Annotated in this window: 12 protein-coding genes; 10 read left to right on the top strand and 2 right to left on the bottom strand. The window is 44.5% G+C overall.

Annotated features, from left to right (window positions below):
* Positions 1-167 precede the first annotated feature (167 nt).
* The 8 genes from BKB51_RS06960 (at position 168) to bioB (ending at position 10,094) form a co-directional block, all read left to right on the top strand.
* On the top strand, positions 168-1,550 hold the full coding sequence (locus BKB51_RS06960; protein ID WP_085900400.1) for an aminotransferase family protein: 1,383 nt from the start codon (positions 168-170) through the stop codon (positions 1,548-1,550).
* A gap of 451 nt (positions 1,551-2,001) precedes the next feature.
* Positions 2,002-3,777, top strand: coding sequence for a sulfoacetaldehyde acetyltransferase (gene xsc / locus BKB51_RS06955; protein ID WP_085900399.1), 1,776 nt, complete (start codon positions 2,002-2,004; stop codon positions 3,775-3,777).
* Positions 3,778-4,004: 227 nt separating this feature from the next.
* The gene (locus BKB51_RS06950; protein WP_218043982.1) at positions 4,005-5,216 is read left to right on the top strand and encodes an aminotransferase class I/II-fold pyridoxal phosphate-dependent enzyme; all 1,212 of its coding nucleotides are present in this window, start codon (positions 4,005-4,007) and stop codon (positions 5,214-5,216) included.
* Positions 5,216-5,848, top strand: a complete 633-nt coding sequence (locus tag BKB51_RS06945) for an alpha/beta hydrolase (RefSeq protein WP_085900398.1) — start codon at positions 5,216-5,218, stop codon at positions 5,846-5,848. The genes BKB51_RS06950 and BKB51_RS06945 overlap by 1 nt, the downstream gene beginning before the upstream one ends.
* Positions 5,845-6,699, top strand: a complete 855-nt coding sequence (locus tag BKB51_RS06940; RefSeq protein WP_085900397.1) for a methyltransferase — start codon at positions 5,845-5,847, stop codon at positions 6,697-6,699. The genes BKB51_RS06945 and BKB51_RS06940 overlap by 4 nt, the downstream gene beginning before the upstream one ends.
* Before the next feature lie 42 nt (positions 6,700-6,741).
* Positions 6,742-7,410, top strand: coding sequence for a dethiobiotin synthase (bioD, locus tag BKB51_RS06935; protein ID WP_085900396.1), 669 nt, complete (start codon positions 6,742-6,744; stop codon positions 7,408-7,410).
* A gap of 51 nt (positions 7,411-7,461) precedes the next feature.
* The gene (gene bioA / locus BKB51_RS06930) at positions 7,462-8,781 is read left to right on the top strand and encodes an adenosylmethionine--8-amino-7-oxononanoate transaminase (protein WP_085900395.1); all 1,320 of its coding nucleotides are present in this window, start codon (positions 7,462-7,464) and stop codon (positions 8,779-8,781) included.
* A 98-nt stretch (positions 8,782-8,879) separates the two neighbouring features.
* Positions 8,880-10,094 (top strand): biotin synthase BioB, encoded by a 1,215-nt coding sequence (bioB, locus tag BKB51_RS06925; RefSeq protein WP_420843494.1) that lies wholly within the window; start codon positions 8,880-8,882, stop codon positions 10,092-10,094.
* A 91-nt stretch (positions 10,095-10,185) separates the two neighbouring features.
* On the opposite strand, the gene betA is transcribed toward bioB, so the two are convergent.
* Together betA and betI are read right to left on the bottom strand one after the other, a co-directional pair.
* The gene (betA, locus tag BKB51_RS06920) at positions 10,186-11,850 is read right to left on the bottom strand and encodes a choline dehydrogenase (RefSeq protein ID WP_085900394.1); all 1,665 of its coding nucleotides are present in this window, start codon (positions 11,848-11,850) and stop codon (positions 10,186-10,188) included.
* Between the two features lie 87 nt (positions 11,851-11,937).
* Positions 11,938-12,525 (bottom strand): transcriptional regulator BetI, encoded by a 588-nt coding sequence (gene betI / locus BKB51_RS06915; protein ID WP_085900393.1) that lies wholly within the window; start codon positions 12,523-12,525, stop codon positions 11,938-11,940.
* A gap of 208 nt (positions 12,526-12,733) precedes the next feature.
* On the opposite strand from betI, the gene BKB51_RS06910 reads away from it, so the two are divergent.
* Both BKB51_RS06910 and BKB51_RS06905 read left to right on the top strand, forming a co-directional pair.
* Complete coding sequence (locus BKB51_RS06910) at positions 12,734-13,237, top strand: A24 family peptidase (protein ID WP_085900392.1); 504 nt, start codon at positions 12,734-12,736, stop codon at positions 13,235-13,237.
* Between the two features lie 147 nt (positions 13,238-13,384).
* Positions 13,385-13,900: a PAS domain-containing protein gene (locus tag BKB51_RS06905; RefSeq protein ID WP_085900391.1), complete on the top strand. Its 516-nt coding sequence runs from the start codon at positions 13,385-13,387 to the stop codon at positions 13,898-13,900.
* Positions 13,901-13,983: the final 83 nt, after the last annotated feature.

The raw sequence follows: 13,983 nt of genomic DNA, 5'->3' as shown, positions 1-13,983 counted from the left end.
CTGGTTCAAGTGGTTTTATCAATTTGGCTCAACTGGAGCTATCGCCTTGATGAAAACGCGTGTGACACTTCCATTAAGAAAAGCATCTACATAGTGGCCCAACCAGATTAATCGGGTTGGCTCAATCTGTCGGAACAGCTAAGGCCTTTTAGTGTTGGAAGTGAACCATGACATTAACAGAACAAATGAACGATTTTAGCGAGGTCATTGAAAATGACCGGGCTCATGTATGGCATCATATCAGCCAGCACAAACGCTATGAAACTGTTGATCCCCTTGTGATCATCGAAGGTAAGGGGATGAACGTTTGGGATGCGAAGGGTAAAAAGTATCTTGATGCTGTCTCTGGTGGTGTATGGACTGTAAACGTTGGTTATGGCCGGGAAACGATTGCGGATGCTGTGCGTGAACAGCTTGTGAAACTTAATTATTTTGCAAACTCTGCTGGTTCTATTCCCGGAGCAAATTTTGCCAAGGCCCTTATTGATAAGATGCCGGGTATGAGTCGAGTTTACTTTTCAAACTCTGGGTCTGAAGCAAACGAAAAAGCCTATAAGATCGTTCGACAGATCGCGCATAACAAATACGGTGGGAAGAAACATAAAATCCTTTACCGGGATCGTGATTACCATGGCACAACCATTACAGCTTTAAGCTCTACTGGTCAGTTACAGAGAAAAGACCAATATGGTCCTTTTACACCCGGGTTTGTCGAGGTTCCTCATTGTTGCGAATATCGTTCCCAATACGGGGGTGATGGCAATTATGGCGTAAAGGCAGCTCTTGCCATTGAAGAAGTCATTTTGCGCGAAGGCCCTGATACGGTCGGTGCCCTGGTTCTGGAACCAATTACAGCTGGGGGCGGCGTGATTACGCCACCAGAGGGCTATTGGGAAAAGGTACAGGAAATCTGTAAGAAGTACGATATCCTGCTTCATATTGATGAAGTTGTCTGTGGTCTGGGACGGACAGGTAAGTGGTTTGGTTATCAGCATTATGGTATCAAACCGGATATTGTTACCATGGCAAAAGGTGTTGCCTCTGGCTATGCTGCGATTTCCTGTACGGTGACAACAGAAGAGGTCTTTGATCAATTCAAGAACAACCCTTCTGACCCCATGAGCTTTTTCAGAGATATCTCCACCTTTGGTGGATGTACTGCTGGTCCTGCGGCTGCACTTGAAAACATGCGGATCATCGAAGAAGAAAACCTGCTCGATAATGTCACGAATATGGGGGATTACCTTCTTGGAAAGCTTCATGAGCTTAAGGACAAGCATGAAGTTATCGGAGATGTTCGCGGAAAGGGACTTTTCTGTGGTCTGGAACTGGTCGTTGATCGTGAGACAAAACAACCCGTTGATGAAAGTATTACCCAAGCTGTTGTTGGTGAGTGTATGGCTCAAGGGGTTATCATTGGGGCAACCAATCGCAGCTTTAGAGAGTTTAACAATACGCTTTGTCTAAGTCCTGCGCTGATTTGTACAACAGAAGAATTGGATGAAATTGTCACAGCAATTGATTATGCTTTATCCAAAATCTGTGGATAGATTTAACACGTCTCCTAAATGAAACTGTATCGGGGCTGATCTTTGGATCAGTCCCTTTTTTTGTTTATAGCTCTTGTGGCTTCGTTATTAACTTCTCCGGGATGTTTTAGAAATAATTGCCTTTGGCCGTTGAACTTTGATTACAAGATTGCAGGGGTTTTCCTTATATTTTTCCTGCGTTGTTTTGTTGTAAAAAGATTCGTTCAAATCTGGTATCATTGATGGGTAAATCTGGACCTATGTGAAACAGAAAATAGTTGCTTTTCTGATGTCAGGACGAGCCTGCGTTTTGCCCGCGACTTCAGTTTGCTGGACTTGAAGATAAGGCAGAACTTTAAAAGCAAAAGTCGAAACAAATAAACGGCTGGAATTGATCAAAACTTTGGTCAGTACCTTTGAGAATTTTCTCTTAAATGATGAGAAAAATTTTTGAAATAAGGAATAGATAACAATGAAGATGACGACAGAAGAAGCCTTTGTAAAAGTTTTGCAAATGCACGGTATTGAACATGGTTTTGGAATCATCGGCTCTGCTTTTATGCCAATCTCTGACTTGTTCCCGAAGGCGGGCATCAAGTTTTGGGATGTTGCTCATGAAACGAATGGCGGTATGATCTGTGATGGCTATACACGTACAACCGGGAAAATCGGTATGTGTATTGCGCAGAACGGCCCGGGTATTACGGGGTTTGTAACACCAATCAAAACTGCCTACTGGAACCATACACCAATGCTTCTGGTTACACCGCAGGCTGCCAATAAAACAATCGGGCAGGGTGGTTTCCAGGAAGTTGAGCAGATGGCGCTTTTCAAAGATATGGTTTGCTATCAGGAAGAAGTGCGTGACGCATCCCGTATGGCAGAAGTTCTTAACCGCGTTATTCAGAAAGCTAAACGGGGCTCCGCGCCGGCACAGATCAATGTGCCACGTGATCTCTGGACACAGGTTATTGATATCGAACTACCACAGATGGTTGACATTGAGCTCCCATCTGGGGGTGCGACAGCAATCAGCAAAGCAGCAGAGCTTTTATCAAGTGCCAAGTTCCCTGTTATTCTATCAGGTGCTGGCGTTGTTATCGGGAATGCTATTTCTGATTGTCAGGCTCTTGCTGAGCGTCTTGATGCGCCTGTATGTAGTGGTTATCAGCACAACGATAGCTTCCCGGGCAGTCATCCTTTGGCCGCTGGGCCTCTTGGATATAATGGCTCCAAAGCTGCAATGGAACTCATTGCAAAAGCGGATGTTGTTTTGGCTCTGGGAACACGCCTTAATCCGTTTTCTACACTACCGGGCTATGGCATTGATTACTGGCCAAAAGATGCGAGTATCATTCAGGTAGATATCAACTCTGATCGTATTGGCCTAACCAAGAAGGTAACAGTTGGTATTTGCGGTGATGCGAAACAGGTTGCACAGCAAATTCTGTCTCAGCTGAGTCCCGCTGCTGGTGATAATGGGCGGGAAGAACGCAAAGCGCTTATCCATCACACAAAATCATCATGGCTACAGGCTCTTAGCAGCATGGATCACGAAGATGATGATCCGGGAACGACATGGAACGAAGATTCTCGTCGCCGTGATGCGGATCGGATGTCTCCACGTATGGCGTGGCGTGCTATTCAAGAAGGGTTGCCACAGGATGCTATTATTTCCAGTGATATCGGAAATAACTGTGCAATCGGTAATGCTTATCCGACTTTTGAACAGGGACGTAAATATTTGGCCCCGGGTCTCTTCGGTCCTTGTGGCTACGGTTTTCCGTCAATTATCGGTGCTAAAATCGGCTGTCCTGATACACCTGTTGTTGGTTTTGCCGGGGATGGTGCCTTTGGGATCAGCATGAATGAAATGACCTCTGTCGGTCGCGAAGAATGGCCCGCGATTACAATGGTCATTTTCCGCAATTATCAATGGGGCGCTGAGAAGCGGAATACGACCCTTTGGTATGACAACAACTTTGTTGGTACGGAACTGGATCCGCACCTAAGTTATGCAAAAGTGGCGGAAGGCTGTGGTTTGAAAGGTGTTACTGTTCGCACGCAAAGTGAACTTACCGCGACATTGAAAGAAGCCACCGAAGCACAGAAGGATGGGGTGACAACTTTTGTTGAGGTCATCCTCAACCAAGAACTCGGAGAACCTTTCCGCCGCGATGCCATGACTAAACCAGTTGAAGTCGCGGGTATTGATCCGGACGATATGCGACCACAACAAGGCGTTTAATCGCCTTGCTTTGACTTTTAATCTGGCCCTGAGAATACGTTGATATCAAATTGATAACAGCTTGTGATTTCAGGGCCAGAAAAGACAAAGTTAGGCAACGCTATAGTAAGACAAGAGTTGCTCTTGAAGGCGTTTGATATTAAAACCAGCACTAAAGCATTGCTGGTTGGATTGTCACTTTGATTGTCGTCCTCCAGGTAGAGTATTCCCTGTTGAGGTAACTCAAGGTGACAAACCTTTCCAAAAGAATTGATACATATCTTCAGGCCATGCCTGACGAGAGGTTACGGAAGCTTAAATACTCTAATCTTTTGGAAGGGGGGTATGTCGAACATACCGGACGTAAACTTCTTAACTTCGCATCTAACGATTATCTTGGATTAACACAAAGTAGAGTTGTTCGAGAGCGTGCTGCAGAGTGGGCAAAGGCCTATGGCTCTGGAGCTGGTGCATCTCGGTTGATTACGGGTAATCATTTTACCTATGAGCTCATCGAAAAAAAGCTCGCGGAACTGAAGGGAGCAGAAGCTGCCTTGCTTTTGAATTCCGGGTTTCAGGCAAATTCTTCTGTTTTAGCTGCTTTGTTAAATACACGGTTGCATGGTGGGGTGGGGAAGCCGGAAGTATTACTCTTCTGCGATAAACTTAATCATGCCAGTCTCCATTTTGGTGTTCAGGCTGCAAATGCAAAACAAATACGTTTCCGCCACAATGACCTTGGGCATCTCGCGCAACTGTTGGAAAAACACAAGAATAGTGAACAGGCCAAAATCATTGTCACGGAGAGTGTGTTTTCCATGGATGGTGATCAACTGGATGTTCCTGAAATAAGGTCGCTTGCAAAACGCTATGATGCTTTTCTGTATATAGATGAAGCGCATGCTACAGGTGTTTTAGGCGCGAAGGGCATGGGACTTTGCGCTGGCGGTATTTCTGATAATGAACTGATTATGGGGACCTGTGGCAAAGCTTTGGGAAGCTATGGAGCTTATATCGCCTGTTCGCAAAGTATGAAAAAGTATCTGGTAAATTGCTGTAGTGGTCTCATTTATGCGACAGCACTTCCCCCGCAAGTGTTGGGGGCCATTGATGCGGCCCTAGATCTTGTCCCGGCAATGGATTCTGAACGCAGGCATTTGGCACATTGTAGCTATAATTTTCGGAACATGCTTAACGATAAGGGCATAGACACGGCCCTGTCATCGACACAAATTATTCCTGTAATCATTGGCAATGACAAAGAAACTCTTGCAGTTGCTCATGAACTAGAAGAAGAGGGTTTTTTGGTGGGTGCTATTCGCCCACCGACAGTACCCGAGGGTTCTGGGCGATTACGAGTTACACTAAGCGCTGTCCATACGGAAAAGCAGATAGAGGATTTGGCCAGCGTAATCATTAAAAGCATAGCAAAGATTATTGACGCAAAGGGCACAGTATAATGCGGGTTATATTCGTGCATGGGTGGGGCTATGGCCCTGATATATGGCAGTCCGTTATAAAATTACTGGGATCTAATATTACATGTGATCAGGTTGACTTGGGCTTTTCTGGAAATGTGCGTATTCCTCTGGGGCATTATGATGTTGCTGTCGGACATTCTATGGGCTGTCAGTGGCTGTTGTCTCAGGATAAAATAACGTGGGAAAAGTCCGTCTTTATAAATGGCTTTAGCCGTTTTTCTGCTTGTGATGATTTTCCAGAAGGTGTGCATCCCAGAGTTATTGAACGTATGCTGCGCAAATTGCCCAAGGCACCTGCGGATGTTTTGAGATCTTTCCATAAGCTATGTGATCCGCAGGCTATAACGGACTATCCAGTAATGGAAACGCCAGATCTATCCAAACTTACCTGGGGGCTTAATTTTCTGCGTGATCAGGATCAACGCTTGAATTGTGCCGAGAAGAGTTCATATATCTTGGCGGATAAAGATGATCAGGTTGTTACAGAGGCAATGACGGTTAAATTGTTTAAAGGTAATTCAGAGTGGACTGAAGGCAAAGGACATCTATTGCCTTTGACTGATACCGGGGCATGTTGTTCTGTTATTAAGCGGGCAATTACAGATCTATGATAGAAGTTACCTGGAAAAAAGATTTAGCCAGACGTTTTGGTGCGGCGGCTCAAAGTTATGAAATGCAATCTGAAGTGCAACAAACATCCGCGAAAGTTTTAGCGGGTCATATTGCAGCTAAAATTCAAAACAAGAAACCTTTGCGTATATTGGAAATTGGCTGTGGGACAGGGTATTTAACTCGCGAACTTCTCAAGCTCTACCCTGATGCGCATTGGTGGGTTACCGATATCTCTGCTGACATGTTGACCAAATGTCAGAGCTCTTTATCAGATAAAATTACAAATCCTGAATGTAATCCAAATTTAAGTTCCCCTGAAACTACACACGCGGTTGATCTTTCTAAAATTCATTTCCATACCATGGATGGGGAAGCTGTTGATTTGGAGGGTCCGTTTGATTTGATTTGTTCTAATATGGCTTTTCAATGGTTTCATGATCTCGAAGGAACTTTAGGAAAGCTAAGTGATCTTTTGGCTGCTGATGGGACGCTTGCTTTTAGCACGCTTTCGCAAGAAACGTTTGGATTGTGGCACAAGTGCCAAAGTGAATTGGGTATTGAAAGACTTGCTCCTGAGTTCCCCGACGCAGCTTTTTATCACGACTGTCTGGGCGGCTTACATGTTGATATGCGACAACAAAAATTTGTGCAGTGCCATAAGGATGGGTTGGATTTCCTGAGAACACTACGTGAGATCGGGGCACACTCAAGTCGCGTTGGAAGGTCTCCTCTTAGTGTGAGACAGTTACGTACTCTACTAAAAAAATATGAAAGTTACTTTACAGACGCCGACATTGAAGCTGATTATGGTGTAGTTTTTGTGCTGTGCAGCAAAAATATCGAGAACTGATATAACATCTATTGCGACAGGTGTTTATTTACCGGGTGAGACATGCAGGATAGTCCGATTAAAAAATCTAGTATAAATGGTTTATTTGTCACTGGTACGGATACCGAAGTTGGTAAGACTTTTGTTTCTGCAGCTTTGGTTGAAAGTTTAAGAGCATCCTATTGGAAGCCTGTACAAACCGGACCTGATCTGGATCATGATACACCTGAAATTCTGCGATTAACCGGCGGAACGGATCGCAAAATCTACCCTTGTTCCTACAGCTTTCCAGACCCTTTATCTCCTCATGAAGCGGCTCGACGTGTAAGAGAGACAATTGATCTGGATAAGATCGAGTTGCCTTCGATTTCCGAGAATGAATTTCTGATTGTCGAAGGAGCGGGGGGAGCTTTGGTTCCTCTGAATGATCAGTTTATGATGACTGATTTGATGGTGAAAGTTAATTTGCCTGTGGTCATTGTGGCGCGTTCGGGATTGGGAACAATCAACCATACTTTATTGACAATTGAGGCCCTACAACGTCGAGGAGTTACCTTGGCGGGTGTTATTATGAACGGGCCTGAAAACAAGGGCAATCGAGAAGCAATTGAGGAGTACGGCAAAATACCTGTCGTTGCTGAGTTGCCCAGATGTGAGCTTGTAACACCTGAAACCATCATCGGGCTAATGCCTCGATTGGAGCGTTTTTCAGCGAGTTTGGGCCGTAGCTAAGATCATCTGTAATGAAAAATGATAATAAAAATAGTGTGAAGGGTAAAAATAATGACTGACAACTTTCTTGAACTGGATAAGCGTCATGTCTGGCATCCTTTCACACAAGCTCAAACTGCGCCTGATCCTGTAGTTATTGACTCTGCCAACGGTGTTCTTTTACGAACAAAAGACGGGCGGGAGATTGTTGATTATATCTCGTCTTGGTGGGTGAATGTTTTTGGGCACGCAAATCCCAAGATTGCCAATGCGATTTCAGAGCAGGCTAACAAGCTGGAGCAAGTTATTTTTGCCGGCTTTACACATGAACCAGCGGTTAAGCTAGCACAACAACTCAGCACTCTTTTACCTGGCGATCTGAATAGGGTTTTCTTTTCAGATAATGGATCGACAGCAGTCGAAGTGGCGATGAAAATTGCTTACCAGCATTGTCGTAATACAGGGCAGGAACAGCGCACACGCTTTATGACGTTTGATGGTGCTTACCACGGGGATACCGTCGGGGCTATGTCAGCTGGTATTTCTTCGCAGATGTTTGATGCGTGGAAAGATTTACTGTTTTCCGTAGATATCATGCCCTATCCGCACACATGGGAAAATGATGATGCTATCGAGGCTAAAGAAGCGACGGCACTTGAGGCTATTGATCTTCATCTGGAAAAGTATGGCAAGGAAATTTGCGCAATGATCCTTGAGCCCTTGGTCCAAGGGGCAGGGGGGATGCGTATGGTACGTCCCAAGCTTATCAAGACTGTTGTCGAAAAGCTCCAATCCCAAGGGATACTGGTGATCTTTGATGAGGTCATGACCGGATTTGGCCGTACAGGGGCTAATTTTGCCTGTGAGAAAGTTGGTGTAACGCCGGACCTTATTTGTATCTCAAAAGGGTTAACAGGTGGGTTCTTGCCATTATCCGTGACCGTAGCCACGGATCATCTTTATGACTCTTTTTTAGGCGAAACCTTTGATAAGGCTTTTTGCCATGGACACTCTTTCACCGCTAATCCCCTGGGATGTGCGGCAGCTTTGGCATCGATTGAACTTTTACAAAGTACAGAAACCCAAAATAACTTTAAACGTATTGAAGCGGCTCATCAAAAGGGTATGGACTATATTCGTGCGTTACCTCAAACACGCCATCATCGAATAATGGGCACGATCGCTGCCTTTGACGCGATTGTGGATGATGGTGGGTATACTTCTTCCCTTGGTGGGGAATTAAAGAAATGGTTCTGGGATCGCAATATGTTAATTCGCCCGCTTGGTAATGTGCTTTATCTTTTACCACCTTATGTCATTTCCGATCAGCAGATTGATGATGCATGGAAAGCCATGGCCTTGGCAATGGAAGAGCTTAACTCATTATCTTGATAGTCAGTATGTAGAGGTGAATAAGCTTTATAGAGATTTTTGCAGATCTTGTTGGCGCTTTTCGACAATACTCTAAAACTGATTATACGATAAAATATGTGAACAAAAGACTTGGATACTTGCCGAGACGACGGGCTCAGGCTAGAACAGCGTCAGAGAAAAATATGGAAGTGAAATCCATCATGGAAAACGAAGTTGATATTATGACCTCCGAAGCGACGCCACATTCAGTGACGATTTCTTCAGTTGAGGTCTCTTCTGATGAAGCAAAAACAAGTAATGATGCTGATATGAAATCTACCGATGTTCGATACAATTGGACACGTGAAGAAATCGAAGCGCTTTATGATTTGCCGATGATGGATTTGTTATTCCGTTCGCAGACTATGCATCGGAAGTATTTTGATCCAAACAAAGTACAGCTCTCGACGCTTTTGAATATCAAAGAAGGGGGCTGTGCAGAAGATTGTAAATACTGTTCGCAATCCTCGCGCTACAAAACTGATGTCGGCGCCAGCAAGCTGATGGATAAAGATACAGTTGTTGAATATGCAAAAAAAGCCAAAGCAAATGGATCTGGGCGGTTTTGCATGGGCGCTGCTTGGCGCAATGTAAAAGACCGCGATATTGATAAGATATCCGAGATTGTAACGGCTGTTAAAGACCTGGGTATGGAAACCTGTATGACGCTGGGTATGCTGAATAAAGATCAGGCAGACAATCTGAAAGAAGCAGGTCTGGATTACTACAACCATAACATTGATACGTCCCCGGAATATTATCCCGAAGTTATTACGACACGGTCTTTTGAAGATCGTATTGAAACTCTGGGTAATGTACGTGATGCCGGGCTGAACGTTTGTTCCGGTGGGATTATTGGCATGGGGGAAGAGCGAAAAGATCGCGTTGGTTTGTTGATGGCCTTGGCCAATTTACCAAAACACCCGGGATCTGTGCCGATTAACATGCTGGTGCCTGTGAAGGGAACACCGTTTGGTGACATGCAGCGTATTGATAGCTTTGAGATGATCCGGACGGTTGCAGTTGCACGTCTTATGATGCCAAAATCCTACGTACGTTTGTCTGCTGGACGTCGCTCGCTAGGGGACGAAGGGCAAGCTATGTGCTTTATGGCTGGCGCGAACTCAATCTTTTATGGTGACAAGCTTTTGACCACTGCCAATCCGGAAGAAAACGAAGACATGGCTTTGTTTGCCCGGTTAGGTTTGGAAACTGAGCAAAAGGGTGCTGTTGTTGAGCGCAATCACGAAGCACCGCGAGGCTGTGGCTCACCTGATTGTGGCTGTGTTTAAAGCATCAAAATAGTCCAGTTAAATAACCCTAAATGAATAGCGTATGAAAAAGGCGGCACGTGCCGCCTTTTTATTTGGTTTTGTGGGATACTTATCTCTGTTTTGTTTCCCACTCTGGATGAATCCAAGTCGGCGCATTTGATGCTGGCAGAGGGTTGTTACCTAAAATTATGTCAGCTGCTTTCTCTGCGACCATGATGGTTGGCGCATTGAGGTTTCCGTTGGTAATCGTCGGGAAGACAGAGCTATCCACAACGCGTAGATTTTCAATGCCGCGTACTTTACACTCGTTATCCAGAACAGCCATTGGATCGTTATCGGCCCCAATTTTACACGTACAGGAAGGGTGATAGGCGCTCTCTGCATTCTGTCTGATCCAGGCGTCGAGATCTTCATCCGATTGTATTGCTGCACCGGGCTGGATTTCATCTTCGCAATAAGGTGCCATTGACGGCTGTTCCATGATTTCACGGCTCAGGCGGATACATGCTCTGAAAGCTTCGCGATCATCTGCGTGTTCGTTGTAATTGAACAGAATTTCAGGTTTATCGTTTACATCGCCTGACTTAATGCGAATGTGTCCTCGGCTTTTGGGTTTGTTCGGGCCGACATGAACTTGGATGCCATGTCCTTCAAAAGCAGCCTGTCCGTCATATCTCATTGCTGCAGGCAAAAAATGATACTGGATATCAGGCCATTTTAAACCAGCCTTTGATCGGATAAAAGCACAGGATTCAAAGTGGTTTGTTGCTCCTAACCCGTCTTTGAACAGCATCCAACGGGCACCGATCAAAAACTTGTTCCAAAGATCCAGTTTCCCATTCAGGGTGATGGGCTCTTTACACCGGAACTGGAAATATACTTCCAGATGGTCTTGCAGGTTTTCACCAACACCGGGTAGATCATGAACAACATCAACACCCGCTTTCTTCAGGACATCTGATGGTCCAATGCCTGAAACCTGTAGAAGCTGAGGGGTGCCAACAGAACCTGATGAGAGAATAACTTCGGTCGAAGCTTTAACCGTTTGGGTGACACCGCCGACTTCTATTTCAATACCAGTCGCTTTTTTGCCATCCATAATAATGCGTTTAGTGAGCGCGTTTGATATTACCTTCAGGTTAGGACGTTTTATGACAGGCTTGAGATAGGCGTTTGCGGTTGACCAGCGTACGCCATCTTTCACTGTCATATGCATAGGGCCGAAACCTTCTTGGCGGTAGCCGTTATAATCTTCCGTCGGACCGTAACCTGCCTCTTCACCCGCTTTAGTAAAGGCTTCGTAAAGCGGATTTTGCATTTCGTTACCATTACAGGTAGCTAGCGGACCGTCGTTGCCCCGATATTCGTCTCTATTACCCTTCCATGTCTCAGCGCGTTGGAAGTAGGGGAGGCAGTTTTTATATCCCCAACCTGTTGCGCCTTGCTCTTCCCATTCATCAAAATCACAGGCATGACCACGAACATATACCATGCCGTTAATTGAGGATGAACCGCCAAGCACTTTACCCCGTGGGCAGTGAAGGCGCCTGTTATCCATGTAGGGTTCTGGTTCGGACTCAAAATCCCAGTTATACCTTTGCATATTCATTGGGATAGACAGTGCCGTAGGCATTTGAATGAAGATAGAGCTATCACTTCCACCAGCTTCAATCAGCAACACAGAGTTGTCGGGATCTATGCTTAAACGGTTGGCAAGGACGCAACCTGCTGATCCTGCGCCAACAATGATATAGTCAAAGATATCGTTCGACATTGTAAGTAACTCCAGTCAATCAAGGGGATTTTTGCTCCCCTTCTGTTGTCGTTTTCTATCCAATGGGTTTTATCCCCAAAAGGATCGTTATTTGTTTTCTTTTTGCAGCAGCATTTCAACGTAATCGAGCGCAACTGTTCGGGCTGTTTCTCGTCCCGTCGTATTATCTTGCAAAGAAGTTCTGACCCACAGGCCGTCAATTAATGCAACCAGTCCCAGTGATGCACTTTCAGCATTTTCGGGGCGAAGAAGCTTCTTGAAAATATGTGTGAAGGTACTGATCTGGCGCTTTTCATAGATGTTTTGTAGGCGAGATAGATCTTCTGAATGAGGTACATGCGCCCAGAATGCAAGCCAGGCTGAAACAGTCTCTGGTTCAAATAAATGAGGATCAAGATAAGCAGAGATGAGGGCTTCAATTTTCTCTTTCGGGGTATTTGCCCGTTCCAAATATTGTAATACGGAAAATCTCAGGTCAGACAGCATGCTTTGCATGGTTGCTCTGAGCAGGTCGTCTTTATCTTTGAAGTAGTGATGAACAATGCCTGTTGAAACACCAGCTTTTTGGCTAATCAATCTTATGGTAGTATCCGAGTAACCACGCTCATGGATAGAGGAGATGGTTGCCTCGATAAGTTGCTTTTTTCGTATGGCTTCCATTCCCACTTTGGGCATTGTTTTGGATCTCGCTTTGTTAAATTTCTCCGATAAGTCTATTTTATTTTAATTGGACGTTCAATCAATAAAAATAAATCCTTGTGAGCTAGGGAAATATTGTAATCTTAACTATGATTTTACTCTCCTGTGTTGATTATATAAGGCTTATTGGCGGAACAGTTTTTTATTGATCCAACAAGTTTATGTATTTTTTTTTGGGGCATTTATGGATCCACTGTTTATAACCAAGCTTGTGTTTGTGGCATTTGTTGCTTTGGCAATTTTGATGGATCTTATTCAAATGCGGATCCCTAATATTTTGTCTTTAGCAGTAATTTTGCTTTTCCCTGTTGCATATCTCGGCAGTAACATGCCGACCCCATTTTTTGATCATCTCATTTCTTTCGGGGTGGTTCTTGCTGCAGGAATACTTCTTTTTGCCTTTAGAATTTTAGGGGGCGGGGATGTGAAGTTTATGGCCAGTCTGGCACTTTGGACGGGGCTGGATCTCTTGCCTGCTTTTGTCTTGACCATGTCTTTGGTTGGCGGGCTGCAGGTTTTGCTTATTTTGGGGCTCCGGAAAATTGCGCCTCAAATAGAATTCTTGTTGGCAAAATTTAACATTATTTTACCGGAATGGCTGCAACGAAACGGCGGCGTACCTTATGGTGTTTCTATTGGCGCTGGGGTTTTGATCATTTTTGACCAGCTACCATTCTGGAGTACATAGATAACTTAGATTTCTTCTTCTAAATTTTGGCTATTCAAAATCACAAATCTGTGTGGCCTAACAAGTCCATATAAAAAGTAAGTTATTATTAGTGTTTATTATGCTATATAGGTGGCGGGGTTACTTCTGTCTTATTGGATGAGATAGTTGATAGATATAATCAGGGGAAAAAAACTCCCCCAAAAAGCGGCGGTGGAAGAAAGCTTTTGCCGTCTTTATGATTATTGGCATTCTGTTACCCCCAGCAACAGATTGCTCCCCGGTCGTCAGCATATTAACCCTGCTGATATAACGGACCTTTTGGGACGGATTGCCTTAGTTGATGTCCACTCAGTTGGAGGCGAAAAACAATTCCAATACAGGTTATGGGGGTCCATTATGACTGAAATAATCGGCAAGGATTGTACCGGAAAATTCATTCATGATCTCTTCAAAGATAAACAGTTGGAAATTGTTCAGCAGGCGTTTGAAGCTGTGGTCGAGGCGAAAAGCCCACACTTTAGCGAGGTAACCTGGGGAATAGAAGACAGGGACTATCGAAGATACAAGCGCTTACTTTTGCCTCTGGCTGCTGACGGCAAGAATGTAAATATGATCCTTGGGTCAATTGTAGAAGTCGACCTTGTTATAGAACCGTCCTCTCTCTCAAGATATGTTCTTTGAGTAGAAAATAAATCACTGTAAAAGTTATTTTTTTTCGAAGTACTTTTTCTATATTGTATAAAGTATGTTTTTCTTGGTTGTCT

It is taken from the genome of Kiloniella majae (assembly GCF_002118315.1).
GTDB classification, from domain to species: domain Bacteria; phylum Pseudomonadota; class Alphaproteobacteria; order Kiloniellales; family Kiloniellaceae; genus Kiloniella; species Kiloniella majae.
Note: the sequence above shows the minus strand (reverse complement) of the source record. Positions and strands in the feature narration are given on the sequence as shown.